The sequence below is a fragment of the Fictibacillus sp. UD genome (genome assembly GCF_043558025.1).
In the GTDB taxonomy this organism is placed as follows: domain Bacteria; phylum Bacillota; class Bacilli; order Bacillales; family Fictibacillaceae; genus Fictibacillus.
Window position 1 is genome coordinate 1 of record NZ_JARUHH010000020.1, and the last position, 25545, is coordinate 25545.

The window sequence follows — 25545 nt, forward strand, 5'->3', positions numbered from 1 at the left end:
TGGCGAAGAGGTCACACCCGTTCCCATACCGAACACGGAAGTTAAGCTCTTCAGCGCCGATGGTAGTTGGGGGTCTCTCCCTGTTAGAGTAGGACGTCGCTAGGCAAATGAGGAAGATGGATGAAAATCCATCTTCTTTTTTTTTGTGTTTGAAAAAGAAATAAGGTGGTTTGGCATTCGCTAAACTTCAGATTAAAAGGTGACTAGGGTGAAGTAAGCTTGGAGGGTATAGGGCTAGTTTCAGTTGTCGATATATAGCGAATCGCCTATATTCTATTTAATCCGTTTCGACTTAGATTCGTTTTTGCCACCAGCATGGTCTTAAACCTATAAAAAAGGAAGAAGATGGCCACAGCCATCTTCTTTTCGGTCTATTCTTTAACGAAATCTGCAAAAATCGCTCAAAAATAAGATGGAAGTAGCTGATTCTCGATGCAAGTAATGAAAACTTTCCCCTCATTACGTCTTCGCAACGCTCTTCTCCTCCAATACAGACACAATTCCGCGGTAATCCTGAATATATCCAAGGTAATGTAAGATATATCCGCGTATACGGTCTATATATCCGCTTATAAAAAAATTTATCCGATTTTCGACATAAGTGCAATACAGATAAGCTGATTTATAACTTCAACCAGCTAAAAATCATTACCACTTACATCAAAAAAAGCAATCTGGATTAACACCACTCAACACCCTAAACCCACGTCGCCCTCAAAATGCACTCAAACTCTCTATTTCTGCACATCGATTAGTTTCAAATCCTTGCACATCGGGGATTTAGCAACCATGAAGACGTGAACTCGGTTTATTTTATCGTTTTGTATAGAGACAGACACAACAAAGCCCAGAGTTTCATACATTTTAAAGAACCTAAAATAATCTGAAAAAACGTATATGAATAAACAATTCTGGCAACAATGGCATTATGGAGGTGGAAGAATGAAAGCGACACGACAGTACGGGGAAAATTGTATGGTATGTGAAGAACAGAAGGATCGGGGATTACACATTCTTCATCAATTTATTTGCCGAGAATGTGAACAGAAAATCCTTACCGCAAAAACAAATGATGAATATTATAAACATTACTTATCGCAATTGAGAAAATTAAAATTAGTAAACGCGTCTTCGTGAAAAACAGGCTGATCGATAGCCTGTTTTTTTGTTGCTGCAAATTCGTAGAACATGAAACTATGATAGAATAAAAGTATATATGGAACGAAAAAAGTGTGAAAACAAAAGGAATAAAAGATGAAGCAAGCACCGCTATACGAAGCGTTAATCAATCATATTCATAAAAATAAATGGTCTTTTCATGTGCCTGGTCATAAAAATGGGCTTCTGTTTGAAAAGACGGCGGCACCTTTTTTTCAGTCTGTCTTACCGCTGGATGTAACAGAACTAACAGGACTGGATGATCTGCATCACCCAGAGGGTCCTATTTTAGAAGCACAAAAGTTATTAGCATCGTTTTACCAAGTCGAGAAGAGTTATTTTCTTGTCGGTGGAAGTACTTCGGGCAATCATGCGATGATCCTCTCTTCCTTTATAGAGGGAGATATCGTTTTGGTACAACGAAACTGTCATAAATCCGTGCTGAATGGACTCGAGCTAGCTGGAGTCACACCTGTATTTCTGCAGCCTGAAATCGACGAAGATGGCAGCTATCCATTAGGAGTGTCACTTCAAACGGTTAGACAAGCTGTTGAAATGTATCACGGTGTAAAAGGAATCATTCTAACAAACCCTACTTATTACGGTATGCAGCAAGACATCACAGAAATCGCTGAACTTATTCATAGGGTCGGGGGTATCGTACTAGTAGATGAGGCGCATGGAGCACACTATGGACTAAAAGATATGCCGAAAAGCTCGATACATAAAGGAGCAGACATGGTGGTGCAATCTGCGCACAAAACACTTCCTGCTCTTACGATGGGTGCCTATTTACATGTGAACAGCGATCGAGTAGATATCCAGCGCTTATCTCATGCGTTACAGATGGTTCAATCGAGTTCCCCATCCTACCTTATTATGGCTTCACTTGATTTGAGCCGGCTTTTTCTTGAAAATCTCAGTAATATCGAGTTAGATAACATCATTAATCAAACTTTGAACCTAAGAGAATTTATCCATTCACTTCCGCACCTTGAAGTTAAGTCTGTGCCTAATGATTATGTACTTGATCCACTAAAGGTTACTGTCCAGTCTGACAGGGAAATATCAGGATATGAGCTACAGATGTTATTTGAAAATGAAGGATTATTTACCGAGCTCGCAGATGATCGTAATGTTTTGTTTGTCTTTCCGCTAGGACGGATTCCTCATTTAGAAGATCTAAAAAAAGTATTCGAAAAGATATCCAATCAACTTCAGAGTTATAAAGCAAGTCAGCTGCATGGTGAGACTATACATGCTTTATCATCAGTCAGCAGATTAGCACTTTCTTATCGTGAAATGAAACGGATAAAAGCAAAACCTATTTCGATTGAGGCAGCAGAAGGGCTGATTGCTGCTGATGCCATTATTCCATATCCACCAGGAATTCCATTGATCGCAAAAGGGGAACAAATTACTTCGAAACACATTCATCAGTTTTCTTTATTGAAAAAGAAAGGTGCTCGGTTTCAGGGAACATTCGGGCACGAACAGATGTATGTTTTTGATAGAACATAAGGGGCATTAACAGTGAAAGGTTTATTTATAACATTAGAAGGTCCTGACGGGTCTGGTAAAACAACTCAGATCGCGAAGGTTGCAGAATATTTTAAGAAACAGAAGATCGATTTTATTCAAACACGCGAACCGGGTGGAACACGAATCAGCGATAAAATTCGAGCGCTTATTTTGGATCCAGAACATAAAGAAATGCATGACCTTACGGAAGTGCTACTCTATGCGGCATCACGTGCACAGCATGTTCATGAAAAGATACTCCCAGCACTAGAGGAAGGAAAAGTTGTGCTGTGCGACCGTTTCGTTGATGCATCTATAGCTTACCAAGGGTTTGGTCTTGGTGTAGGAGAAGAATCTGTGCTTCAAGTAAACAACATTGCAACGAGCGGACTTGTACCGGATCGCAGTTATTTTGTAGATGTGTCACCTGAAGTTGGCAGAGAACGTATGAAAGCTCGCTACGGAACAGAAAATCTCGACAGAATTGAACAAAAAGATCTTACGTATCATGAACTTGTTAGAGAAGGATTTGAACATATTTTCTCTAAACAGACTGGCCGTATTGTTCGAATAAATGGCGAACAGAATCCTGACGAAGTGTTCAAGGAGATCGCGAAGGATTTGGATCAACTTTTATCGAATCATAAGGAAAAGTAAAAGGAGGCATTTGCCATGAAGATGATTATAGCCGTTGTTCAAGATAAAGACAGCAATAGATTGCAGGATGCGCTTGTTGATAAAAGTTACCGTGCCACAAAGCTCGCGACAACAGGCGGTTTTTTAAAAGCTGGAAATACAACGTTTATGATTGGTGTGGAAGATGCTCAAATCGAGGATGTAATGGAAATTATCCGTGAGAACTGCAAAAGCCGTAATCAGATGGTTGCTCCCGTTTCACCGATGGGCGGCAACGCAGATGCTTATGTGCCATACCCAGTAGAAGTTGAAGTAGGCGGCGCAACCGTGTTTGTTCTGCCGGTAGAAAACTTTCAGCAATTTTAAAAACAAATTGAGGGGTAATTATGAAAATCGGCCAAGATATTAGACCAGTTCTTGAAACAAAACAGAACGACGGTAAGACAGGTAAAAAGCCTTCTCTTTCTTTTGGTGAAGCCGTATCCAAACAAAGTGAAAAGTTACAATCCGAACAGTTAACAAGACTGTTAGGTGATATAGAAAATCAAAGCAAAAGACTGATGCAATCACAAACAGTACGCGATCTGCAGCTTTATAAAAATTTAGTTCAACGCTTCGTAAAAGAAGCAGTTGATTTCGGTATGCAGCTAAAGCAAAACAAAAGCTGGAACGAGCAAGGCAGATCACGAACGCTGAGCCTTGTAAAAGAAGTAGATGAACAGCTGATTCTTTTGACAGAGGCTGTATTGAGCCAAGAAAAAGAGCCGATTACGCTGCTCGATAAAATTGGAGAAATAAAAGGATTGTTAGTGAATCTATATACGTAGTAGGTGAGTGGAATATGGTGAGCTGGGAAGAGTGCAGCAAAACACAGCATCGTGTTGTGAAGTTATTAAAAAACAGTATAAAAAAACAGCGCCTTGCTCATGCATATATTTTTGAAGGAGCACATGGAACCGGTAAGATGGCGATTGCAACTGTACTTGCAAAAACATTTCTTTGCAGAAATGCGGAGGAAGGTAATCCATGCGAGAGCTGTCCGAACTGCAAGAGGATTACGTCAGGAAACCATCCTGATGTTCATATCATCACACCAGACGGGCAGAACATTAAGATCGATCAGATCAGAGGCTTGCAAAAGGAATTTGCCTATAGCGGCATGGAGTCCTCAAAAAAAGTATACATTATTGAGCACGCTGACAAGATGACCGTGCAAGCTGCGAACAGTCTTTTAAAGTTTTTAGAAGAGCCTGGTGCAGATACGATTGCTATTCTCTTAACAGAACAGGTTCATCGTTTGCTCGATACCATACGTTCTAGAGCTCAGACTTTGTCCTTCTCAGCCCTTCCGCCACAAGGGATCTTAGAAAAATTACTTCAGGAAGATATACCGAAGCCGATTGCTCTATTAGCGTCTTCCTTAACGTCGGATTATGCAGAAGCGCTCGAAATTTGTAGGGAAGAGTGGTTTGCACAAGCGAGAGCCAAAGTGATACAATTAACGGAGGACTTGCGGCTACGGCCGGATTACTGTCTTGTTATTCTGCAAGATCAGTATTTAAGTTTTTTTAAAGAAAAAGATCAGTTGCGTTTAGCGTTAAACTTACTTTTGATCTGGTATCGAGATCTTTTATCTATACATTTATCAAACTCGGAAAACGTTGTGTTTTTCGATCAGCTTCAAGCATTAGAGCAGCAGGCTCTTCACACTTCGCAAAAAAAGACGGGTGAAGCTCTGCAAGCTATACTGACTGCTCAAGCTAGACTCAGGAGCAACGTCAGCCCCCTGATGGCGATGGAGCAGTTGGTTTTACGATTACGGGAGGGATAAAACCTTGTATGAGGTAGTGGGAATCCGCTTTAAAAAGGCGGGTAAAGTTTATTATTTCGACCCCGGCGACCTTGAAGTGAAAAAAGACGCGTTTGTCATTGTGGAAACAGCGCGTGGAATAGAATATGGCAAGGTAGTTATCGATAAGAAACTAGTCGGGGAGAATGATGTTGTTCTTCCTTTAAAGAAAGTCGTTCGGCTCGCGACACAGAAAGACATTTTGTCTGTAGATGAAAATAAAGCAGCTGCTAAGGAAGCGTTTCAAAGTTGTGAGGAAAAAATCATCGAACATAAGCTGGATATGAAGCTTGTCGATGTGGAATATACGTTCGATCGTAACAAAATCATTTTTTATTTTACAGCAGACGGAAGAATTGATTTCCGTGAACTGGTAAAAGACCTGGCTTCTATCTTCCGAACAAGAATTGAACTCAGGCAGATTGGTGTTAGGGATGAAGCGAAAATGCTTGGCGGAATAGGTCCATGCGGCCGAATGCTTTGCTGCTCTACATTCCTGGGAGATTTTGAGCCAGTATCGATTAAGATGGCAAAAGATCAGAACCTTTCATTAAATCCTGCTAAAATTTCAGGTCTATGCGGCCGTTTGATGTGCTGTTTGAAGTACGAAAACGACTATTATGAAGAAGCAAAAGAAGAAATGCCTGATGTTGGTGAAGAAATTATGACCCCTCATGGTGTTGGTCGCGTTGTCGGCTTGAACTTGCTTGAGAAGATCATTCAAGTGAACATTCCTGCAATGGAAAGAACAACCGAGTTCACTTTGGACGAGCTTGCAGGTAAGAGAGAGGAACTATTCAGTCAGGCAACAGAGTAAAAGAGGTGGAATTCGTGGAAAAGAAAACAATATTTTCCCGCGTAGTACAGATGGAAGAGCAAATCACGGTGCTGTCACAGCAACTGGAAGATTTCAAGACCCATTTGGCTGCACTCATTGAAGAAAACCACCATCTCGTGATGGAAAATGATAATCTGCGAAACAAGCTGAATGCTGACCAAAAGCGGAATTCGGTTAAAAAGTCTTCAGCCTCTAAAGCCAAAAAAGAGCCTACTGATATCGGTGAGGGCTATGATAACCTGGCACGTCTCTACCAAGAAGGATTCCACATTTGCAACCTTCATTATGGCAGTGTACGTTCAGAGGGAGATTGTTTGTTTTGTCTTTCATTTTTAAATAAGAAATAAACGCCTTTCCAAATGGGAAGGCTTCTTTTTATATGGCTGTGTTTAAAGTTTGGAGTTTTCTTTGTAGATCTTGATAGTGTTGATTTCCGCTCCAGGTGCTTCGCTTTCCGCGGGGCAGGCGGTGAGCCACATTTGTACGTTTCACTCTTAAGTGTCTCACCTGCCCGCCTGTCCCGCAGGAGTCTCGCACCTTGCACTCCAATCAACTTTTCAATGAAGATAATGAACTATTACAATGCTTTGTAAGCAGCAATCTATAGAAAAAACCTTCCTTCTAAAAAGAAAAGCAGAGGTCTAGTTGGAAATTGCGCTTCATTAACAATTTAAAAAAACTAAAAACTTATTATATAGAAGAAAGGGGGAATTACCATGGAAAAACAACTCCTGCCAGATGAGCGGATTGATTTTTTAGTGCATGAAGATTTAAAGATTATACAAAGTCCCTCTGTTTTTTCGTTTTCACTTGATGCCGTTTTACTTAGCCGATTTGCTTGGGTACCTATTCAAAAAGGGAGAATCGTCGACCTATGCAGTGGAAACGGCGCCGTTGCGCTTTTGTTAAGCAAACGCTCAAAAGCAAACATTACTGGAGTCGAAATTCAGGATAGATTACACAGTATGGCAACGAGAAGTGTAGAGCTAAACAACTTAGAGAAACAGATACAAATGGACTTGGGAGACATCAAAGACGCTCCAGCTACATATGGCCATGGTACATTCGATGCGCTCACATGCAACCCGCCATATTTTGCGTCTCTGCATGAAGAAGATTTTAATCAAAATGAACACCTCGCCTTTGCTCGTCATGAAATTCATTGTTCGCTAGAAGATGTCATACGCGTCAGCAGCCAGCTCGTGAAACAAGGCGGAAAGGTGGCGATGGTCCATCGGCCGAACAGATTGATGGAAATCTTAGCTTATATGAGACAGTACAAACTCGAACCAAAGAAATTACAGCTCATTTATCCGAAAGCGGGCAGTGAAGCTAACATGCTTTTAATAGAAGGAATGAAGAACGGCAAACCAGATCTGCATATTTTACCCCCGATAACGGTATATGGTGAAGACGGCCAATACACGGATCATTTAAAGAGGATGTTCTATGGTGAAGAAGGAAGATAATCACTTTTTGTATATTTTAGAATGTGGAGACGGAACTTATTATACAGGCTATACAAATGATTTGGCTAAACGTCTAGAGAAGCATAAAGAAGGAAAAGGTGCTAAGTATACGAGGGGAAGAGGTCCTCTAAAACTTGTTTTCCAAAAATCTTTTTCAACGAAACAGGAAGCGATGCGTATGGAGTTTGCAGTTAAGAAACTCAATCGAGCTGAAAAAGAAAGAATGATAAAAGAGGGAAGTGTTTCATATGTGGCAGCAAAAGAGCTACGGAAATGATAACGATGGCGGCATGCTGTACTTGGTTCCAACACCGATCGGTAATTTAGAAGATATGACTTACCGTGCGATTCGTATCTTAAAAGAATCGGATCTCATTGCAGCAGAAGATACAAGACAAACAAAAAAGCTGTGCAATCACTTTGAGATCAACACTCCTTTAACGAGCTATCACGATCACAATAAACAGCAAAGCGGCAAAAAGCTTTTAGAAGAGTTAAAAGACGGTAAACAAATTGCACTCGTGACAGATGCAGGAATGCCAGGTGTTTCTGATCCAGGCTACGAGCTCGTTGTTCAATGCGTAGAAGAAAAGATTGCCGTTATTCCGCTTCCAGGAGCAAATGCAGCACTTCCTGCACTTGTTGCATCAGGACTGAATACAGAGCTTTTTACCTTCTATGGTTTCCTGCCAAGAGGGAAAAAGGAAAAGAAGGCAGAGCTAGAAAACTTAAAACGATTTCCTTCCACCCTTTTGTTTTACGAAGCTCCACATCGCTTAAAAGAAACACTTCAAGCGATGAGCGTAGTTTTAGAAAACCGAAACATTGCAGTCGTTCGTGAACTTACAAAAAAATATGAAGAAATAACTCGCGGAACCTTACAAGAAGTATCTGAGTTCTTCAGCCAAGGAGACACAGAAATTCGAGGTGAGTTCTGTTTAGTAGTAGAAGGCAGCGGACATAAAGAATTCGAAGCAGAAGAGCAAGAACAATGGTGGGAACCTTTATCAGTAAAAGATCACGTAGAACATTACGTAGAAAAAGGCGAAAAACCAAAAGAAGCAATAAAATTAGCAGCAGTAGACCGAAACGTACCAAAACGGGAAGTCTATCAGGAGTATCACGGGTTGTAGTCTCTTCTCTAAAGGGAGCAAGATAGCTAAAATGCAACAAGCTGAGGATAGCAAGTATCCTAAAACGGTGAACAATTACTTTCAAAGCATCAAATGATTAGGGAAACAGCAACAGCTTTTTTCTAATAGATTGTTGCTACTAGGTCATTCTTGTTCATTCTCTTCACTGCAAGTTGATTGCAGTGCAAGATGCGAGACTCCTGCGGGACAGGCGGGCAGGTGAGACGCTTAAGAGTGAAACGTACAAATGTGGCTCACCGCCTGCCCCGCGGAAAGCGAGCATCTGAAACGGAAATCAACTACTATCAAAAGCAACTAAGATTCAAATTTAAAATGTTTTAGACAAAGGAAAAGAGCCTTCTAAATCGAAGGCTCTTGTTTTTTATGCTTATTTTGATGTTTGTAATTGCTTTTGAAGCTCATCCATTACTTCTTTAGCACCTTCACGGCTAAGGATGATCTTTCCGCCTGCAACAGTGTAGTTGTCATCAGAAACTTCCCCAGTTACTGCACAAGTCATGTTCGGCTTGTATTTCTTAAGGATGATGCGGTCATCATCAACATAAATTTCTAAAGCGTCTTTCTCTGCAATTCCTAAAGTACGGCGCAATTCGATCGGAATAACGACACGTCCTAGTTCGTCCACCTTACGTACAATTCCTGTAGATTTCATAATAAAATCTCTCCTCCCAGATATATAAAAAGATTTCCCTATCTATTTAAATCGTCAGAATTCGACAAAATCCTACGAGAACATCTTACCAAGATTTCCAATTGTCGTCAATAGTTTTGACTTAAACATTTTTTCAACTTTTACCAATGAATTTACTAGACTATACCCATATTATAATACTTCCCAAACCCTTAATTGGAAGATATATTCATATATTGTCATAAAAAATTCAAGAATGTGTAAAAGATGAAAAAAATTAACTGGAAATACCGATAAAATAAAACGTCAAATTTCGACAAAACTAACAACGAAAAAATACTATCCAAATTTCCCTTTCCGACCATTGGCTTCTATGCCTTGACACACTTTCTATGCTTTAGGTATATTTTGAAGGAAGAAAAGAGAATAATGAAAGTATTTACATAGAAATCTTTCGCTTACTTTTTTACTTTTATGTCCTAATGCAAACAGTTTTTTATAGTTTTTGTAAAAAGATACATTTTCCGTTAAAGTAATTTTTTTCCTAAATGTAAAGAACAAATGGTCCCTAAATCGTGGGGCTTTTTTTCCACTATTAGAAAGTATAACTAGTTAGCACGATGTTTTTCGAAGTGGCACAAGTTTAGGTTAATAGTATAAGCGCAACTAAGGCTGACGCGAAAGATTGGCGTCAGCCAAGTTTTCTTTACTATAAGGTAACTATTTTGAGGAGGCGGCACGATTGGCGAAACCAACATTCTACATTACAACACCTATTTATTATCCAAGCGGCAAACTTCATATTGGTCATGCATATACAACAACTGCAGGGGATGCAATGGCTCGATACAAACGATTAAAAGGTTTTGACGTTATGTATCTGACAGGAACGGATGAGCATGGAGAAAAGATTCAAAAGAAAGCAAACGAACAAGGTCTTCACCCTCAAAAATATGTAGACGGCATCGTTGAAGATATTAAAGCTCTTTGGAAAAAGATGGACATCTCTTATGATGATTATATTCGTACTACCGATGAGCGACACAAAAAATCTGTCGAAAAGATCTTTCAACAGCTTCTTGATCAGGATGATATTTACTTAAGTGAGTATGAGGGCTGGTATTGTACAGATTGTGAGTCTTTCTTTACAGAACGTCAGCTTGAAGACGGTAAATGTCCTGACTGCGGACGTGAAGTGAAAAAGGTTAAAGAAGAAAGCTACTTTTTCCGTATGAGCAAGTATGCGGATCAGTTGTTGGCATATTACGAAGAAAACCCGGCATTTATCTTCCCGGAATCAAGAAAACGCGAAATGATAAACAACTTTATTAAACCGGGGTTAGAAGATCTTGCAGTATCACGTACTTCTTTTGACTGGGGTGTAAAAGTACCGGGAAATCCAAAACATGTTATTTATGTGTGGATTGATGCATTATCTAACTATATTACGGCTCTAGGGTATGGCAGTGAGAACGATGAAAAATATCAAAAATACTGGCCGGCTGATGTTCATTTAATGAGTAAAGAAATAGTTCGTTTCCATACGATCTATTGGCCAATCATGTTGATGGCGCTAGATCTTCCGCTTCCAAAGCAAGTTATTGCACATGGCTGGTTATTGATGAAAGACGGTAAAATGTCTAAATCAAAAGGAAACGTAGTGGACCCTAATGTTCTAATCGACCGTTATGGATTAGATCCGCTTCGCTATTACTTGCTTCGTGAGGTGCCATTTGGCTCTGATGGCGTGTTTACACCGGAAAGTTTTGTTGACAGAGTAAATGCTGACTTAGCAAACGATCTCGGAAACCTGCTGAACCGTACGATTGCCATGATTGGAAAATACTTTGACGGTAAGATTCCTTCATATGAAGGGAAAGTCACCGAGTTTGACGGAACGCTTCAAGACTTTGCTTTAGAAACAGTAAGAAAAACAGAAGAAGCGATGGAAAAGCTTGAGTTCTCAATCGCGCTTTCAACGATATGGCAATTAGTAAGCCGTACAAACAAGTACATTGATGAAACACAGCCATGGGTTTTAGCAAAAGATGAAGCAAAACAAGGTGAACTTGCAAGCGTTATGTATCATTTGGCAGAATCAATCCGTATCGTTTCTGTTCTCATTCAGCCGTTTATGACAGAAACACCAGCAAAGATCTGGAGCCAGTTAGGTTTGAAAGACAAGAGCATTACAGATTGGGATACACTGAAGGAATTTGGTGCGATTCCTGCGGGTACTGCGGTGGAAAAAGGAGACCCGATCTTCCCTCGCTTAGAAACGGAAGCAGAAGTTGAGTTTATTAAAAATTCAATGGGCGGTACTTCAACTCCAGCGGTTGAAGAGCCGAAAAAAGAAGAAGCACCTGCTGCTGAAGAAAAGCCTGAGATCACGATTGATGATTTTATGAAGGTTGATCTTCGCGTAGCTACCGTAATTGAAGCAGAACCTGTAAAAAAAGCAGATAAATTACTAAAGCTTCAATTGGATCTTGGATATGAAAAGCGCCAAGTAGTCTCGGGAATCGCTCAGTTCTATAAACCGGATGAGCTTGTAGGTCAAAAAGTGATTTGCGTGACGAACTTGAAACCTGTTAAATTACGTGGTGAACTATCGCAAGGAATGATTTTAGCCGGTTCTTCTGATGGCCAATTAACATTGGCTACAGTAGACCCTTCACTTCCAAACGGTGCAAAAGTAAAATAACAACAAAAAGCGGGGAGTTTATCCCTGCTTTTTGCTTTTTTAGGGCGGAAGATAGTGAATAAACACGATTTTTACCGCGGAAAATAGGACTTAATACCCACGATGTAACTAACTTGTAATGCTACTGTTACCCGAATGAATGGAAAATGTGATAAGATTTGTAAAGTTGAAAGGATTGTACACTATGTTTGATACACACGCACATTTAAATGCAACACAGTTTGAAGAGGATCGCGAGGCGGTTATTCAACGGGCGTTAGATGAAGGCGTAACACATATTGTGGTTGTCGGCTTTGACCGCGAAACCATAAAAGGTGCGATGCAACTTGCTGAAGAATACGACTTTATTTATGCTTGCGTAGGCTGGCATCCCGTAGACGCGATTGATATGACAGACGAAGATTTGGCTTGGATCGAAGAACTTGCAGCGCACCCAAAAGTTGTCGCTCTTGGCGAGATGGGATTAGATTACCATTGGGACAAGTCGCCTGCAGATGTTCAAAAAGAGGTATTCAGACGCCAAATCCGACTCGCAAAAAAGGTGAAGCTTCCGATTGTGATTCATAATCGTGAAGCAACGCAAGATGTAGTTGACATATTGAAAGAGGAAGAAGCCCATGAGGTTGGCGGTATCATGCACTGCTACAGCGGAAGCATCGAAGTTGCCCGTCAATGCATGGATATGAATTTCTACATAAGTTTTGGTGGACCAGTAACGTTCAAGAATGCAAAGAAGGTAAAGGAAGTTGCTACAGAGATTCCGATGGACCGGCTTTTGATTGAAACGGATTGTCCTTATCTAAGTCCTCATCCATTAAGAGGAAAAAGAAATGAACCATCTTATGTAAAGTATGTCGCTGAAACACTTTCTGAACTAAAAGATCTTCCGCTTGAAGACATCATAAAGAAAACTTCCGACAACGCGTTTCAAATTTTTAACATTTCTCAATAGGGGATGTTGTCGGAAACTAGCAAAGCATGAGAAATATCGCGTTAATCTTTCAAGAATTGACAAAAGGGACGGGAAATTTGTCAAACGGTTTTTCTTCCCTTTTTCCTTCTTTTCCGTTCATAATTGCCTTGGGTCAATTCAGGACGAAAAGGAGGGTGATTTGACAGAGAGAAAAAAGATATTTATAATGCAGTCCTTGTAGGGGAGGAAATTGAATGTATAGGAATATTACAGCTTTATTCTCAAGTATCACAAGAAAGAAAGTTTATCTTTCGATCGTTGCTCTTCTCGTTTTAGCGGTAACTACCGGATTCGTAGGTTATGAAACTACGAAAGCTGAAGTAACGCTTATGAAAGACGGAAAGAAAACTGAAGTGAAGACACATGCCAATACGGTTAGAGAATTTTTAAGCGAACAAAACATAAAACCTAACCAGCATGATTTAGTAAAACCAGGTCTTAATGCCAAGGTTACAGATAACATGAAGGTTGATTATACAGAAGCGAAGCAAGTTATCCTTACCGTTAATGGCAAGGATAAAACGATTTGGACGACAGCAAAGACTGTTGAACAATTCGTGAAGGAACAGCAGCTTACGCTTAATGAGCATGATTCTATCAAGCCAAATCTCACTGCTGACATAAAGGATCAAGGGAAGATCCAAATTGAATCAGCATTCCCGGTTAAGCTTGTTGTGGGCGGAAAAGCTCAGCAAGTTTGGACCACTTCGACTACCGTCGCTGACCTTTTGAAACAACAAAAGGTATCATTAGGTGAAATTGATCGAGTAACACCTGCTAAAACAGCTAAAATATCTGGCAAAACGCAGGTTGAAGTCATCCGAGTAGAAAAGGTCACCGATGTAGTGGAAGAAGAAACACCGTTTGCTGTTGTTAACCGCAAAGACAGTGGTCTAACAAAAGGCAAAGAGCGTGTTGTGCAAGAAGGCAAAAAAGGCAAACTTGAAAAACGCTTTGAGGTTGTTGTGGAAAACGGTAAAGAGGTTTCCAGAAAACTGATCAGCGAAAAAACGTTAACAGATAGCTCTGACAAAATTGTTGCTGTTGGGACAAAGGCACCACCAGCTCCAAAACCGCAGCCAGTTGTATCTCGTAGTAAATCACCTTCAGCAAGCAGTTCAGGCGGAAGAGAAATTACGGTTACAAGTACTGCTTACACTGCTAACTGTGCAGGATGTTCTGGTATTACAGCTACTGGATTCAACCTGAAATCTAACCCGAATGCGAAAGTTATCGCAGTCGATCCTAATGTGATTCCGCTTGGTTCGAAAGTATATGTTGAAGGATATGGTTATGCTATTGCTTCAGATACTGGAGGGGCGATCAAGGGTAACAAGATTGACGTATTCTTTGCTTCACAATCACGTGCAGAGTCTTGGGGAAGAAAATCAGTTAAAATTCGTATTATTAATTAATTTTTGAAAGCATAGGGAAAAATCCCTGTGCTTTTTTATTTGCGCCTCGTTTTAAAAGAAGGCTGTTTTCGCACCCTTTGTTGCTCTTGAAAGTGGTTGATTTCCGTTCCAGGTGCTCGCTTTCCGCGGGGCGGGCGGTGAGCCACATTCGTTACGTTTCACGTATAAGTGTCTCACCTTTCACGCTACAAGGAAGTTTTCTTGCTCCTGCGTCTACAAGTTAAATTCTATTGTAACTTCCTCGTCGCATGCCTTGCGAGAAGGTTCTCAGGTGGTAGGCACACACCTTACACTCCAATCAAGTTATCAGAGAAGAGAATTGAACAAACTGCTTCAAAATAACAATCTTTTAGAAAAGAGTATAAGAGAAGTACACCCGATATACAGGGCATTACTTTGTAAACCTAGACTTTCTTGACGCCTGGGGTATACTAGTAAAAGATGTTTTTTTCGTTCAAATAATTAGACGTTGCAATGCCTAAAAAGGTTTCACCGTTTTGGAGGAAATCATGAAAAAAATAAAAGAAATTATCGTTGTTGAAGGAAAGAGCGATACGCTTGCCATCAAACGATCTGTTTTAGCAGATACAATAGAAACAAATGGTTCAGAAATTAGTATAGATACATTGAATCGTATAAAAAGAGCCCACGAGACAAGAGGAATAATCGTTTTCACAGACCCAGACTTCCCAGGAAAAAGAATTCGAGAAATCATTTCAGAGCATGTCCCTGGCTGTAAGCATGCCTATCTAGCGAAGGCTGATGCACTCGCTAAAGGTGACAAAGGCGTTGGAGTCGAACACGCTTCAAGAGAGGCAATTGTTGAAGCGCTTGAGCATGTTCGAGAAGAAATGGCAGAGACTGAAAACGAGAGCATTTTATGGGAAGACCTAATAGCTGCTGGTCTAACGGGCGGCCCGGATTCAAAACATAGACGCGAAGTGATTGGAAGAGAGCTGCGCATAGGCTATATGAACGCCAAGCAATTACATAAACGTCTAAATATGTTCAGAGTTACACCAGAAGAATTTGAACAGGCCCTAAAGGCGCTTTATAGCAATGAGGAGGAATAGAAACAAATGAGAAAAGATATATCCACTCCCCAATCTACAAAAGCCATACTGGAGAAGCATGGTTTTACTTTTAAAAAGAGTTTAGGACAAAACTTTCTGATTGACCGCAATATCTTAAATAATATTGTAAATGCAGCAGATCTGACAGAGGAATCCGGAGTAATTGAAATTGGTCCTGGAATTGGAGCGTTAACTGAATTCATCGCGAGGTCTTCCAAAAAGGCGGTTGCTTTTGAAATTGATCAGCGTCTTCTTCCTATATTAGAAGAAACACTCGCACCATACCCACATGTAGAGGTCATTCATTCAGATGTTTTAAAAGCAGATATACACGCTGTGATAAAAGAGCATTTTGAAGAAGGGCAGGATCTGATGGTTGTGGCAAACTTGCCGTATTACGTTACGACACCAATCATTATGAAACTTCTTCAAGATAAGCTTCCTATTCGAGGCATTGTCTGTATGATTCAAAAAGAGGTAGCGGACCGTCTTGCCGCATCACCAGGCACGAAAGATTACAACTCTCTTTCCATTGCAATCCAATATTATGCGACGGCTGAAACGATGATCAAAGTGCCTAAAACGGTTTTTGTTCCAGCTCCTAACGTAGATTCATCCGTCATTAAGCTAACGCTTCGAAAAGAGCCTGCTGTTGCAGTAAAAGATGAAGACTTTTTCTTTAATGTAGTAAGGTCATCGTTTGCTCAAAGACGTAAGACGCTTTGGAACAACCTGACGAGCCAGCTTGTACCTAAAGACAAGAAGGAAGAGCTTCAAACGATTTTGGATTCCATTGATATCGATCCAAAACGCAGAGGTGAAACGTTATCCATACAGGAATTTGGCAAGTTGGCTGATGCTCTTTTGCCTCTTGTAAAATAAACCTCATTTTTCCCCCGGTTTCCACATACTCTTATAAAAGGAATAATGTGAGCTAAGGAGCTTATTACTCCAAATAGGGGGAGTAAAATGAAACTAGAGATTGGATCAATTGTAAGCAGAAACTCTTACAAGCGGGATCTTCTTTTTCGAGTAATAGGGTTTAGTGAAGATCGTACTATTGCTGAACTTGCTGGAGAAGAGCTCAGGCTATGGGCAGATGCACCAGTTGATGACTTATTCGTTGTTGATGACAAACATATGTCTGAACATAGGCAAGTTGAAAAAGAAAAAGAAGAGTCATCCTTAAAATTATTCAGACAAGATTATTATCTGCTGCGGCAAAAAAGAGAGTATCTATCGACAAACGGCTATCAATACGATCAGTCTTATTTTGAGCTGCCAGGAAGAGTGCTTCATATTGACGGAGACCCGTTATATTTAAATAAATGTCTGGAGTTATACAAAAAGCTTGGAGTACCCGTGTACGGCATTCATATGAAGGAATCGGAAATGCCAGAAAAAGTACCGGCATTAGTTGATGAAATCAGACCAGACATACTCGTCATAACGGGGCATGACGCCTATATGAAATCAAAAGGCGATGTTTCTGATGTGAATGCATATCGGCATACAAAATATTTCATTAGAACGGTTAGAGAGGTGAGAAGGAAATATACACACCTTGACCATTTGATGATCTTTGCAGGAGCCTGCCAATCGCATTTTGAATCGTTAATAAAAGTAGGTTCAAATTTCGCGAGCTCACCTGCTCGAATTAATATACATGCCTTAGACCCCGTCTATATCGTTTCAAAGATCAGTCTGACATCCTTTATGGATCGCGTGAACGTAATGGATGTTCTACGCAATACACTTACTGGTAAAGAGGGATTAGGCGGTGTAGAGACTAAAGGGTTCCTAAGAACAGGAATGCCGATTAAATCAAAGCCATAGAAACGTAAAACTCCGGAATTCGGAGTTTTTTTATTGTTTGAATGTAAAGGTATTTGAGTAGGGTAATACTCATAACATGCGCGAAAAATGTCGAGGATTGTAGACTCGTGGATAAAAGCACAAAACTTTTGGATTGAAGGTCAAAACTCGTGGATAAACAACCAAAACTTCTGGATTGAGTGCACGAATTTCAGGATCCCACCAGCTGGATACCCCCTTTAGAAAAGCGTCTTTTAAAATGCTGAAAACTTAATAAAACATATCAAAAGGGCATAAATTTAAGAATTATTTGTAAAAAATATTCATTTTATACATATTCACCAGGTATATTGACATACTAAAAAAAGCAAAAAAAGGATATTTAGTCATTGACATGAAAATGCTTTGCTTGCTATAATGAAAATTTTAATTTGACAAAAAAACACGATTTGTGTTATAATTTGTCTAAGTGAGGTGGAGCCTAAAATGGGTAAAACAATAGTGGACATTAGACGCTCTTTAGAGTCCAACGTGGGTAGAAGACTTTCTTTACGTGCAAATGGCGGTCGACGTAAAACGATCGAACGACTAGGCACATTAGAAGAAACATACCCAGCAGTTTTTATTATCAAATTAGATCAGGACACCAACGCTTTCGAACGTGTTTCTTATAGTTACGCGGATGTACTCACAGAAACAGTAGAACTTACATTCTTAGAAGATACACAAGCAGCAATCGGGCAGTAAGAAACCTTTACTGCTATTTTTTTTACCTTGCTGGTTGTGGTCTAAAACAAAAAATACATATAATCAGCACATTAATGAGAAAGATAAAACCCCTTTTGGAGATACTATGGTGTATCGCATATGAAAGGGGTTTTCATCATGGGACGAAGAAAAAACGGCATGATGTCTGAAGGCTTAAAAACAGAGATCGCAAAAGAGCTGGGGTTTTATGATACGGTCCAGCGAGAAGGCTGGGGCGGCATCCGTTCTAAAGACGCAGGAAATATGGTGAAACGAGCATTAGAAATCGCTGAACAGCGCTATAACAATGAAAATAGATAATATGCGGTAATAACGACCGGAGGCCTTAGTGTCTCCGGTTTTCCTCTATATCTCTAGATTGATTTTTTCTATATTTCATTCCTCATACTGTGTTACTATTAAAAATATCAAAATTGTGCAAGATGGTAGGCAGGGATAATGATGACAATTAATAAAGTATCCATTAAAGCTCCAGCTAAAATTAATCTTTCTCTCGATGCGTTGCGAAAAAGAGAAGATGGGTTTCATGAAGTGGCTATGGTTATGACAACGGTAGATTTAGCTGACCGAATCGAACTAACTTTATTAGAGGCAGACGAAATCAAAATTGAAAGTTCAGGCGGATTTGTCCCTCTTGATGAGCGCAATCTAGCCTTTCAAGCAGCTCTGCTGTTAAAGAAAACATTTAACATAAATAAGGGTGTCTACATACATATTTCTAAACACATACCTGTTGCAGCGGGCTTGGCTGGAGGAAGCAGTGATGCAGCCGCAACCCTTAAAGGACTTAATGAGCTTTGGGGTTTAGGTCTGTCACTTGATGAGCTAGCTGAACTCGGCGCGAAAATAGGCTCAGATGTTTCTTTTTGTGTGTATGGAGGAACCGCATTGGCGACGGGCAGAGGAGAGAAGATTCACCATATCTCATCTCCTCCTCCTTGCTGGGTGCTTTTAGCTAAGCCTCCGATTGGAGTTTCTACCGGAGAAGTGTACCGTAATTTAAAACTTCAAGGACTACAACATCCTGATGTTGAAGGTATGGTCAAGGCGATTGAAGAGAAAGATTACGATCAAATCTGTAATCTTCTCGGAAATGTTTTAGAATCTGTTACGTTAAAGATGTATCCAGAAGTAAAACACATTAAAGAACAGATGATGAGACTTGGAGCGGATGCCGTATTAATGAGCGGAAGCGGACCTACCGTTTTTGGTCTTTTTCAACACGAGTCACGGCTTCAAAGAGTTTATAACGGATTAAGAGGTTTCTGCCACGAAGTTTATGCGGTTCGTTTATTAGGGGAATGATTGATAAAATCCGTATAAAAATGGTATATTATCTTCAAACATTCGGTTTTGGAGGATAATATGAAATTAAAAAGAAGCGGAAGAATGGTAGATTTAACAGCTTACCTTCTTCATCATCCCCACCAACTCATCCCTTTATCTTATTTTGTAGAACGGTACGAATCAGCTAAATCTTCAATAAGTGAAGATCTTGCTATCATTAAGGAGCATTTCGAACAGCACGGGTTAGGTCACGTTCAAACGGTTCCTGGCGCAGCGGGCGGCGTTAAATACATTCCAGGCATCGATCATGCTGAAGCTGAAACAACAGTTGAAGAACTTGTTCAGCTTCTTGAAGATCCGAGCCGTATCTTACCTGGAGGTTATCTGTACGTAACAGATATCATTGGAAACCCAAGACTCGTTAACCAGATCGGAAGACTGTTTGCGTCCATCTTCTCTTCTCGAAAAATTGATGTTGTGATGACGATAGCAACAAAAGGAATTCCGCTTGCTTACGCAGTAGCAACGCATTTAAATGTTCCTGTAGTCGTTGTGAGAAGCAATAGCAGGGTAACGGAAGGGTCAACAGTAAGTATTAACTATGTTTCTGGTTCGACAAAACGCATTCAAACGATGGCCCTTGCTCGACGAAGCATTAAACAAGGTTCTCGTGTACTTATAATCGATGACTTTATGAAAGCGGGCGGTACGATTAAAGGTATGATCAGCTTGATTGAAGAGTTTCAGGCGCATATCGAAGGAATCGGTGTTTTAGTCGAGGCGCAAGAAGTTTCCGAACGTCTTGTTGATGACTATGTGTCAATCGCGCGCCTAGCTCAAGTGAACGAAAAAGAAAACCGTATTGAAGTTGAAAAAGGCAATTATTTTCTAAATGGAGGTAATGCGTGATGAAAAAAGTTCATACAGAAGAAGCACCTGCAGCAATCGGTCCATATTCTCAAGGTATCGTAATCGACCAATTATTCTTCAGTTCAGGACAGATTCCTCTTACAAAAGAAGGAGTTATGATTGAAGGTGATGTAAAAGAACAGACACATCAAGTTTTTCGCAACCTGCAAGCGGTCCTTAAGGAAGCGGGATCATCACTTGACCAAGTCGTTAAAGCTACGGTTTTTATAAGTGATATGAACGAGTTCGCAGAGATTAATGAAGTGTATGGCCAATACTTTAACGATCATAAACCAGCAAGATCTTGTGTAGAAGTCGCACGTCTTCCAAAAGATGCAAAAGTTGAAATAGAAGTGATTGCACTTACAAAATAAGTCCCTTTATGGGGCTTATTTTTTTCTAGTGAAAGTCTTGAAAGTCGTTGGTTTCCGCTCCAGGTGCTCGCTTTCCGCGGGGCAGGCGGTGAGCCACATTCGTAGCGTTTCACTCTTAAGTGTCTCACCTGCCCACCTGTCCCGCAGGAGTCTCGTACCTTACACTACAACCAACTGCTCAAAGAAGACCATAAAAAAATTTATAAGCAACAATCCTTTAAAAAACAGCCTTTAGAAAAGAGTCTATCTGGAAGATAATTTTGGCGCGTACATTCGGTTAATGAACATACAAGAAAGCTAGGCTGGAAAAGGCGTCGCGAATTTTTTAAAAATTTTTATTATTCAAAGAAGGATTTTGTAAAAAGCTGCAGAATTGTAGTATTACGTTCTTATTTTGGAAAAAGGTGGTGTTTGTGAATGGAAGTGACTGACGTAAGATTACGCCGTGTAAATACAGAAGGCCGTATGAAAGCGATTGCCTCCATTACAATCGATCATGAATTTGTTATTCATGATATTAGGGTAATTGATGGCAATAATGGAATGTTCGTAGCTATGCCAAGCAAACGAACACCAGATGGAGAGTTCCGTGATATCGCGCATCCGATCACGTCAAGTACTCGTGAGAAGATCCAAAACGCGGTATTAACAGAATATCACCGTATGGGAGAAATGGAGTCTGCTTTAGAGGAAGCAGGGGCTTCTTAATATCTCAATAAGAATTTAGAGCCTGGTCAAAACGATTAGGTTCTTTTTATTTGCTCATTTTTTCCTCAATAGATAGAACCTTCCTGTACGTACCTCATAATTACTAGAATTTCTTCAGTTTTCCGACCAAAATTTATCAAACCGTTGACAATCCCTATCCACTTCTTGAAATGACTACGCGTTTAAGATATATTCGTTATGGTATATTAAGATTTAGGAAAATGGATGGAGGTTCACTATGACAAATCGCTATGCGGTCATTCTTGCTGCGGGTCAAGGAACAAGGATGAAATCCAAATTATATAAAGTATTACATCCTGTTTGTGGTAAGCCGATGGTTCAACATGTTGTTGATCAGATCAGCTCTCTTCAAATGAAACAAATGGTGGCTGTTGTGGGCCATGGTGCTGAGAAAGTTCAGGATCAATTAGGCTCCGATATTCAGTATGTGCTTCAAGAAGAGCAGCTTGGTACAGCACATGCTGTTATGCAGGCTGAAAACGCGCTGGCTAATGAAGAAGGAATCACACTTGTTGTTTGTGGTGATACACCTCTTATTACTTCGGAAACGATGGAAAAGCTTATTGCTGAACATGAGTCACTAGGTGCAAAAGCTACCATTCTAACAGCTAAGGCTGAAGATCCTACAGGTTACGGCCGCATTATTCGTAACAGTGAAGGAACTGTTGAAAGAAATGTTGAGCATAAAGATGCATCAGAAGAAGAACGAAAAGTGACTGAGATCAATACAGGAACTTACTGTTTTGATAATAAAGCACTATTTGAAGCATTAAAGCAAGTAAACAATGACAACGTACAAGGTGAGTACTACTTGCCTGATGTTATAGAAATTCTCAAAAAAGCAGGCGAAGTTGTAGCTGCTTATCAAACACCAGATTTTAATGAAACGCTTGGGGTAAACGATCGAGTGGCGCTTTCGCAAGCAGAACGTTACATGAAAAAGCGCATTAATGAGCGCCACATGAGAAATGGTGTTACGTTGATCGACCCAGAACAAACGTATATTTCAGATGATGCTGAAATTGGAAGTGACACGGTGATCTACCCTGGCACTGTAATTTTAGGTCAAACAAAAATTGGTGAAGAAAACATCATCGGTCCTCAATCCGAAATTAAAGATAGCGTGATCGGAAGTGGAAACACAATTCGTCAGTCTGTCATTCATGACAGTGAAGTAGGAGATGAGACTGCAATCGGTCCTTTTGCACACATCCGTCCGAAATCCGTTCTAGAGAATCAAGTAAAGATCGGAAACTTTGTTGAAGTGAAGAAGTCTGTGATGAGCACAGGCAGCAAAGCATCTCATCTAAGCTATATTGGTGATGCTGAGATCGGAAAAGATGTAAACTTAGGCTGCGGGTCTATCACAGTGAATTATGATGGCAAGAACAAATTCCTAACCAAGGTAGAAGACGGGGCATTTATTGGTTGCAACTCGAACTTAGTTGCTCCTGTTACTGTTGGGAAAAATGCTTATGTTGCCGCAGGTTCGACGATTACGAACGATGTACCTGCTGATTCACTATCCATTGCAAGATCGCGTCAAACGGTAAAAGAAAATTACGTTCAAAAGTTAAACGAAAAGCAAAACCAATAATTTTAAGAGTGGGGAAGGATGGAGCCATCAATGAGTACGTATGTAGATCCTACATTGAAAGTTTTCACGTTAAATTCTAATAAAGAATTATCAAAGGAGATTGCTCAGCACATTGGAATTGAACTTGGAGAAAGTTCAGTAACAAAGTTTAGCGACGGGGAAATTCAAATTAATATTGAAGAGAGTATTCGCGGTTGTGAAGTATACGTTATTCAATCCACAAGCGACCCTGTTAACCAGCACTTGATGGAACTATTAATCATGATTGATGCACTTAAACGTGCATCTGCAAAAACAATTAACGTTGTAATGCCTTATTATGGCTATGCTCGTCAAGACCGTAAAGCTCGTGCCCGTGAACCGATCACAGCTAAACTTGTAGCTAACTTGCTTGAAACTGCTGGAGCAACACGTGTAATTGCTATCGATCTTCATGCAACTCAAATTCAAGGCTTCTTCGACATCCCAGTTGACCAATTGCTAGGTGTGCCGATCTTGGCAAATTATTTTGCGAATAAAGAACTAGATGATATCGTAATTGTCTCGCCAGATCATGGCGGTGTTACAAGAGCACGTAAGATGGCAGATCGTCTAAAAGCACCAATTGCTATTATCGATAAACGCCGTCCACGCCCGAACGTATCTGAAGTTATGAATATCGTTGGTAACATTGAAGGGAAAACAGCAATCTTGATCGATGATATTATCGATACTGCTGGTACGATTACATTAGCGGCTAATGCACTGATTGAGAACGGTGCTAAAGAAGTGTATGCATGCTGTACGCACCCAGTACTTTCAGGCCCTGCAATGGACCGTATCCAAAATTCTTCAATAAAAGAGCTTGTAGTTACAAACACAATCGTTCTTCCTGAAGAAAAGAAGATTGATAAAGTGACTCAGCTTTCTGTAGCTCCTTTATTAGGAGAAGCGATTATCCGTGTACACGAACAATTATCAGTTTCTAAATTATTTGATTAAGATCTTTTAAAAGCTTTTCTCTAAAAGATTGAGCTATGTCGTTATTTTTCGCTACATTGATGAGTTGATTGAAGAGGAAGGTGTGAGACTCCTGCGGGATAAGCGGTCAGGTGAGACACTTATACGTGAAACGTACGAATGTGGCTTACCGCCTGCCCCGCGGAAAGCGAAGCACCTGGAGTGGAAATCAACGACTTTCAAGAACAACAAAGTTCTTCTAAATAAATTTTTCACTTTAAGAAACACTTGCTAAAACGATTTCTAACTTCGCGTTTTAAAATCTTTCAGTTCGGGTAATGCTTTAAAGAGACTCGAAATAGGAAAGGTGGATCTCATTATGGCAACGAATCTAACAGTCGAAAAGAGAAATACTGACAAACGTTCAACGTTAACGGAATTAAGAAACAAAGGACATTTTCCAGCGAACCTTTATGGATATGGAACAAAGTCTGTAGCTCTATCTGTTGATGAGCCAGAATTTATTAAAGCCTACAGAGAAGTAGGAAAGAACGGTGTACTCAAACTTAAGGTGGATGGAAAAGATTATTCTGTTATGGTGCAGGATATGCAGGTTCATCCTTTGAAGAATTCTGTTACACACGTAGATTTCCTAGCGATTGACTTAAATAAAGAAACAGAAGCCGAGGTACCGGTTGTCCTTACAGGTGAATCTGTTGGGGTTAAAGAAGGCGGAGTGTTGCAGCGTGTGCTGGCAACAGTAAACGTTAAAGCTCTTCCTTCCGATTTCCCAGAGCAGCTGGAAGCTTCTGTTGAAGACTTAAATATAGGTGACTCTTTATCAGTTAAGGATTTACCGACAGGGAAAAAATACGAAATCCTTCATGAAGAAGACGAAGTGGTTGCGAGTGTAACCCCTCCAAAACTTCAAGATGAAGAAACAGATCCTGAAACAGAAGAAGCGGATGCAGAAGGAGATGCTCCAGAGTCCTCTGAATCTGTAGCTGATGACAGTCAGGAAGAAGAGAAGAAAGACGAATAGAATAATGAATACGAAACGCAGCAGCCGCTGCGTTTTTATTCTGTTATCCTAATTGTTGTATAATGTTCGTAAGACAATTAAAGGTTAGGTGAACGTAAAGTGAAACTGTTTATCGGGCTCGGGAACCCTGGATCTCGTTTTGATGGAACCCGGCATAATATAGGATTTGAAGTGATTGACAAACTTTCCGATTCCTTAAACATCCCTATGCAGCAAACAAAATTTAAAGGGTTATACGGAACAGGTTTTGTTGGCGGAGAAAAAGTATTTCTTTTGAAACCACTGACGTATATGAACTTATCAGGTGAGTGCATCGGACCGTTTATGGATTATTTTCAAATTCCATTAGAAGACATGGTGGTTGTTTATGATGACCTTGATACCATTCCGGGGAAGCTGCGACTCCGAACTAAAGGAAGCGCTGGCGGACACAATGGGATTAGATCGATGATTGCTCATCTTGGCACACAAGAATTTAAGAGAATTCGATTTGGTATCGGCCGTCCTACAAATCAACAGCCCGTGCCTGACTTTGTACTGAACCGTTTTTCTAAAGATGAGCAGATTGATGTTGAAAGCGGAATTGACCGATCAGTTAAAGCGTGTGCTGCTTTTATAGAAACATCGTTTGATAAAGTCATGAATAAGTTTAACGGGTAAAGAA

Annotated in this window: 30 protein-coding genes and 1 rRNA gene; 29 read left to right on the forward strand and 2 right to left on the reverse strand. The window is 40.2% G+C overall.

Translation table 11 applies throughout. The features are described 5' to 3' along the window. The 9 genes from rrf to yabA all read left to right on the forward strand — a co-directional run. A 5S ribosomal RNA gene (gene rrf / locus P8610_RS18690) occupies positions 1-105 on the forward strand; the annotation flags it as partial. 870 nt (positions 106-975) lie between these two features. Then, entirely contained in the window at positions 976-1137 is a 162-nt protein-coding gene (locus P8610_RS18695; RefSeq protein ID WP_394605786.1) for a sigma factor G inhibitor Gin, read from the forward strand. Between the two features lie 117 nt (positions 1138-1254). Next, the gene (locus tag P8610_RS18700) at positions 1255-2679 is read left to right on the forward strand and encodes an aminotransferase class I/II-fold pyridoxal phosphate-dependent enzyme (protein WP_394605745.1); all 1425 of its coding nucleotides are present in this window, start codon (positions 1255-1257) and stop codon (positions 2677-2679) included. A gap of 12 nt (positions 2680-2691) precedes the next feature. Next, positions 2692-3336 carry a dTMP kinase gene (tmk, locus tag P8610_RS18705; RefSeq protein WP_394605746.1) on the forward strand — a complete coding sequence of 215 codons (645 nt, stop codon included), beginning with the start codon at positions 2692-2694 and terminating at the stop codon, positions 3334-3336. Positions 3337-3351: 15 nt separating this feature from the next. Further along, a complete protein-coding gene (locus P8610_RS18710) occupies positions 3352-3681 on the forward strand; it encodes a cyclic-di-AMP receptor (RefSeq protein ID WP_394605747.1) in 330 nt (109 codons plus the stop codon). Positions 3682-3701: 20 nt separating this feature from the next. Continuing rightward, positions 3702-4142, forward strand: coding sequence for a YaaR family protein (locus P8610_RS18715; protein WP_394605748.1), 441 nt, complete (start codon positions 3702-3704; stop codon positions 4140-4142). Between the two features lie 14 nt (positions 4143-4156). After that, positions 4157-5146: a DNA polymerase III subunit delta' gene (gene holB, locus P8610_RS18720; RefSeq protein WP_394605749.1), complete on the forward strand. Its 990-nt coding sequence runs from the start codon at positions 4157-4159 to the stop codon at positions 5144-5146. A gap of 4 nt (positions 5147-5150) precedes the next feature. After that, positions 5151-5981 carry a PSP1 domain-containing protein gene (locus P8610_RS18725; RefSeq protein ID WP_137792182.1) on the forward strand — a complete coding sequence of 277 codons (831 nt, stop codon included), beginning with the start codon at positions 5151-5153 and terminating at the stop codon, positions 5979-5981. Between the two features lie 14 nt (positions 5982-5995). Beyond that, entirely contained in the window at positions 5996-6349 is a 354-nt protein-coding gene (yabA, locus tag P8610_RS18730; RefSeq protein ID WP_289493760.1) for a DNA replication initiation control protein YabA, read from the forward strand. A 28-nt stretch (positions 6350-6377) separates the two neighbouring features. Here the strand turns inward: yabA and P8610_RS18735 are convergent, their stop codons facing one another. Next, entirely contained in the window at positions 6378-6539 is a 162-nt protein-coding gene (locus tag P8610_RS18735; RefSeq protein WP_394605750.1) for a hypothetical protein, read from the reverse strand. 179 nt (positions 6540-6718) lie between these two features. On the opposite strand from P8610_RS18735, the gene P8610_RS18740 reads away from it, so the two are divergent. The 4 genes from P8610_RS18740 (at position 6719) to P8610_RS18755 (ending at position 8946) form a co-directional block, all read left to right on the forward strand. Then, complete coding sequence (locus P8610_RS18740) at positions 6719-7471, forward strand: tRNA1(Val) (adenine(37)-N6)-methyltransferase (RefSeq protein WP_394605751.1); 753 nt, start codon at positions 6719-6721, stop codon at positions 7469-7471. Continuing rightward, on the forward strand, positions 7455-7748 hold the full coding sequence (locus P8610_RS18745; RefSeq protein ID WP_394605752.1) for a GIY-YIG nuclease family protein: 294 nt from the start codon (positions 7455-7457) through the stop codon (positions 7746-7748). Before P8610_RS18740 ends, P8610_RS18745 begins: the two co-directional genes overlap by 17 nt. After that, positions 7720-8604 carry a 16S rRNA (cytidine(1402)-2'-O)-methyltransferase gene (rsmI, locus tag P8610_RS18750; protein ID WP_394605753.1) on the forward strand — a complete coding sequence of 295 codons (885 nt, stop codon included), beginning with the start codon at positions 7720-7722 and terminating at the stop codon, positions 8602-8604. Before P8610_RS18745 ends, rsmI begins: the two co-directional genes overlap by 29 nt. 189 nt (positions 8605-8793) lie before the next feature. Beyond that, the gene (locus P8610_RS18755) at positions 8794-8946 is read left to right on the forward strand and encodes a hypothetical protein (RefSeq protein ID WP_394605754.1); all 153 of its coding nucleotides are present in this window, start codon (positions 8794-8796) and stop codon (positions 8944-8946) included. Between the two features lie 46 nt (positions 8947-8992). Here the strand turns inward: P8610_RS18755 and P8610_RS18760 are convergent, their stop codons facing one another. After that, entirely contained in the window at positions 8993-9277 is a 285-nt protein-coding gene (locus P8610_RS18760) for an AbrB/MazE/SpoVT family DNA-binding domain-containing protein (protein WP_066285380.1), read from the reverse strand. A gap of 721 nt (positions 9278-9998) precedes the next feature. Here P8610_RS18760 and metG point away from each other — a divergent pair. The 16 genes from metG to pth all read left to right on the forward strand — a co-directional run bounded on the left by metG (position 9999) and on the right by pth (position 25541). Further along, positions 9999-11960: a methionine--tRNA ligase gene (gene metG, locus P8610_RS18765; protein WP_394605755.1), complete on the forward strand. Its 1962-nt coding sequence runs from the start codon at positions 9999-10001 to the stop codon at positions 11958-11960. Between the two features lie 184 nt (positions 11961-12144). Further along, positions 12145-12912, forward strand: a complete 768-nt coding sequence (locus P8610_RS18770) for a TatD family hydrolase (RefSeq protein WP_394605756.1) — start codon at positions 12145-12147, stop codon at positions 12910-12912. A 215-nt stretch (positions 12913-13127) separates the two neighbouring features. Beyond that, positions 13128-14348, forward strand: coding sequence for a ubiquitin-like domain-containing protein (locus tag P8610_RS18775; RefSeq protein ID WP_394605757.1), 1221 nt, complete (start codon positions 13128-13130; stop codon positions 14346-14348). Between the two features lie 509 nt (positions 14349-14857). Beyond that, complete coding sequence (gene rnmV / locus P8610_RS18780) at positions 14858-15421, forward strand: ribonuclease M5 (RefSeq protein WP_289493746.1); 564 nt, start codon at positions 14858-14860, stop codon at positions 15419-15421. Positions 15422-15427: 6 nt separating this feature from the next. Continuing rightward, on the forward strand, positions 15428-16303 hold the full coding sequence (gene rsmA / locus P8610_RS18785) for a 16S rRNA (adenine(1518)-N(6)/adenine(1519)-N(6))-dimethyltransferase RsmA (RefSeq protein ID WP_289493745.1): 876 nt from the start codon (positions 15428-15430) through the stop codon (positions 16301-16303). Positions 16304-16390: 87 nt separating this feature from the next. Beyond that, entirely contained in the window at positions 16391-17257 is an 867-nt protein-coding gene (gene yabG / locus P8610_RS18790; protein WP_394605758.1) for a sporulation peptidase YabG, read from the forward strand. A gap of 465 nt (positions 17258-17722) precedes the next feature. Then, positions 17723-17983, forward strand: coding sequence for a biofilm formation stimulator Veg (gene veg, locus P8610_RS18795; RefSeq protein ID WP_066238125.1), 261 nt, complete (start codon positions 17723-17725; stop codon positions 17981-17983). Positions 17984-18121: 138 nt separating this feature from the next. Beyond that, positions 18122-18304 carry a small, acid-soluble spore protein, alpha/beta type gene (locus P8610_RS18800; RefSeq protein WP_197134475.1) on the forward strand — a complete coding sequence of 61 codons (183 nt, stop codon included), beginning with the start codon at positions 18122-18124 and terminating at the stop codon, positions 18302-18304. 141 nt (positions 18305-18445) lie between these two features. Then, positions 18446-19309 (forward strand): 4-(cytidine 5'-diphospho)-2-C-methyl-D-erythritol kinase, encoded by an 864-nt coding sequence (gene ispE, locus P8610_RS18805; RefSeq protein ID WP_394605759.1) that lies wholly within the window; start codon positions 18446-18448, stop codon positions 19307-19309. Positions 19310-19369: 60 nt separating this feature from the next. Then, a complete protein-coding gene (gene purR, locus P8610_RS18810; RefSeq protein WP_394605760.1) occupies positions 19370-20200 on the forward strand; it encodes a pur operon repressor in 831 nt (276 codons plus the stop codon). Then, entirely contained in the window at positions 20197-20574 is a 378-nt protein-coding gene (locus P8610_RS18815; RefSeq protein WP_394605761.1) for a RidA family protein, read from the forward strand. The genes purR and P8610_RS18815 overlap by 4 nt, the downstream gene beginning before the upstream one ends. Positions 20575-20991: 417 nt before the next feature. Further along, the gene (gene spoVG, locus P8610_RS18820) at positions 20992-21282 is read left to right on the forward strand and encodes a septation regulator SpoVG (protein ID WP_066238133.1); all 291 of its coding nucleotides are present in this window, start codon (positions 20992-20994) and stop codon (positions 21280-21282) included. A 238-nt stretch (positions 21283-21520) separates the two neighbouring features. Next, entirely contained in the window at positions 21521-22900 is a 1380-nt protein-coding gene (glmU, locus tag P8610_RS18825; protein ID WP_394605762.1) for a bifunctional UDP-N-acetylglucosamine diphosphorylase/glucosamine-1-phosphate N-acetyltransferase GlmU, read from the forward strand. Between the two features lie 30 nt (positions 22901-22930). Then, a complete protein-coding gene (locus P8610_RS18830) occupies positions 22931-23881 on the forward strand; it encodes a ribose-phosphate diphosphokinase (protein ID WP_066238138.1) in 951 nt (316 codons plus the stop codon). Positions 23882-24218: 337 nt separating this feature from the next. After that, positions 24219-24881: a 50S ribosomal protein L25/general stress protein Ctc gene (locus P8610_RS18835; protein ID WP_394605763.1), complete on the forward strand. Its 663-nt coding sequence runs from the start codon at positions 24219-24221 to the stop codon at positions 24879-24881. Between the two features lie 99 nt (positions 24882-24980). After that, positions 24981-25541: an aminoacyl-tRNA hydrolase gene (gene pth, locus P8610_RS18840; protein ID WP_394605764.1), complete on the forward strand. Its 561-nt coding sequence runs from the start codon at positions 24981-24983 to the stop codon at positions 25539-25541. Positions 25542-25545 lie beyond the last annotated feature (4 nt).

Coding starts and splice junctions, on each gene's coding strand:
- P8610_RS18760 (WP_066285380.1), bottom strand. CDS start 9,277: ATGAAATCTACAGGAATTGTACGTAAGGTGGACGAACTAGGACGTGTC.
- P8610_RS18830 (WP_066238138.1), top strand. CDS start 22,931: ATGAGTACGTATGTAGATCCTACATTGAAAGTTTTCACGTTAAATTCT.
- P8610_RS18695 (WP_394605786.1), top strand. CDS start 976: ATGGTATGTGAAGAACAGAAGGATCGGGGATTACACATTCTTCATCAA.
- veg (WP_066238125.1), top strand. CDS start 17,723: ATGGGTAAAACAATAGTGGACATTAGACGCTCTTTAGAGTCCAACGTG.
- ispE (WP_394605759.1), top strand. CDS start 18,446: ATGACAATTAATAAAGTATCCATTAAAGCTCCAGCTAAAATTAATCTT.
- P8610_RS18800 (WP_197134475.1), top strand. CDS start 18,122: ATGGGACGAAGAAAAAACGGCATGATGTCTGAAGGCTTAAAAACAGAG.
- P8610_RS18700 (WP_394605745.1), top strand. CDS start 1,255: ATGAAGCAAGCACCGCTATACGAAGCGTTAATCAATCATATTCATAAA.
- glmU (WP_394605762.1), top strand. CDS start 21,521: ATGACAAATCGCTATGCGGTCATTCTTGCTGCGGGTCAAGGAACAAGG.
- P8610_RS18775 (WP_394605757.1), top strand. CDS start 13,128: ATGTATAGGAATATTACAGCTTTATTCTCAAGTATCACAAGAAAGAAA.
- rnmV (WP_289493746.1), top strand. CDS start 14,858: ATGAAAAAAATAAAAGAAATTATCGTTGTTGAAGGAAAGAGCGATACG.
- P8610_RS18835 (WP_394605763.1), top strand. CDS start 24,219: ATGGCAACGAATCTAACAGTCGAAAAGAGAAATACTGACAAACGTTCA.
- yabG (WP_394605758.1), top strand. CDS start 16,391: ATGAAACTAGAGATTGGATCAATTGTAAGCAGAAACTCTTACAAGCGG.
- rsmI (WP_394605753.1), top strand. CDS start 7,720: ATGTGGCAGCAAAAGAGCTACGGAAATGATAACGATGGCGGCATGCTG.
- holB (WP_394605749.1), top strand. CDS start 4,157: ATGGTGAGCTGGGAAGAGTGCAGCAAAACACAGCATCGTGTTGTGAAG.
- P8610_RS18755 (WP_394605754.1), top strand. CDS start 8,794: ATGCGAGACTCCTGCGGGACAGGCGGGCAGGTGAGACGCTTAAGAGTG.
- P8610_RS18740 (WP_394605751.1), top strand. CDS start 6,719: ATGGAAAAACAACTCCTGCCAGATGAGCGGATTGATTTTTTAGTGCAT.
- spoVG (WP_066238133.1), top strand. CDS start 20,992: ATGGAAGTGACTGACGTAAGATTACGCCGTGTAAATACAGAAGGCCGT.
- purR (WP_394605760.1), top strand. CDS start 19,370: ATGAAATTAAAAAGAAGCGGAAGAATGGTAGATTTAACAGCTTACCTT.
- rsmA (WP_289493745.1), top strand. CDS start 15,428: ATGAGAAAAGATATATCCACTCCCCAATCTACAAAAGCCATACTGGAG.
- P8610_RS18770 (WP_394605756.1), top strand. CDS start 12,145: ATGTTTGATACACACGCACATTTAAATGCAACACAGTTTGAAGAGGAT.
- P8610_RS18715 (WP_394605748.1), top strand. CDS start 3,702: ATGAAAATCGGCCAAGATATTAGACCAGTTCTTGAAACAAAACAGAAC.
- P8610_RS18710 (WP_394605747.1), top strand. CDS start 3,352: ATGAAGATGATTATAGCCGTTGTTCAAGATAAAGACAGCAATAGATTG.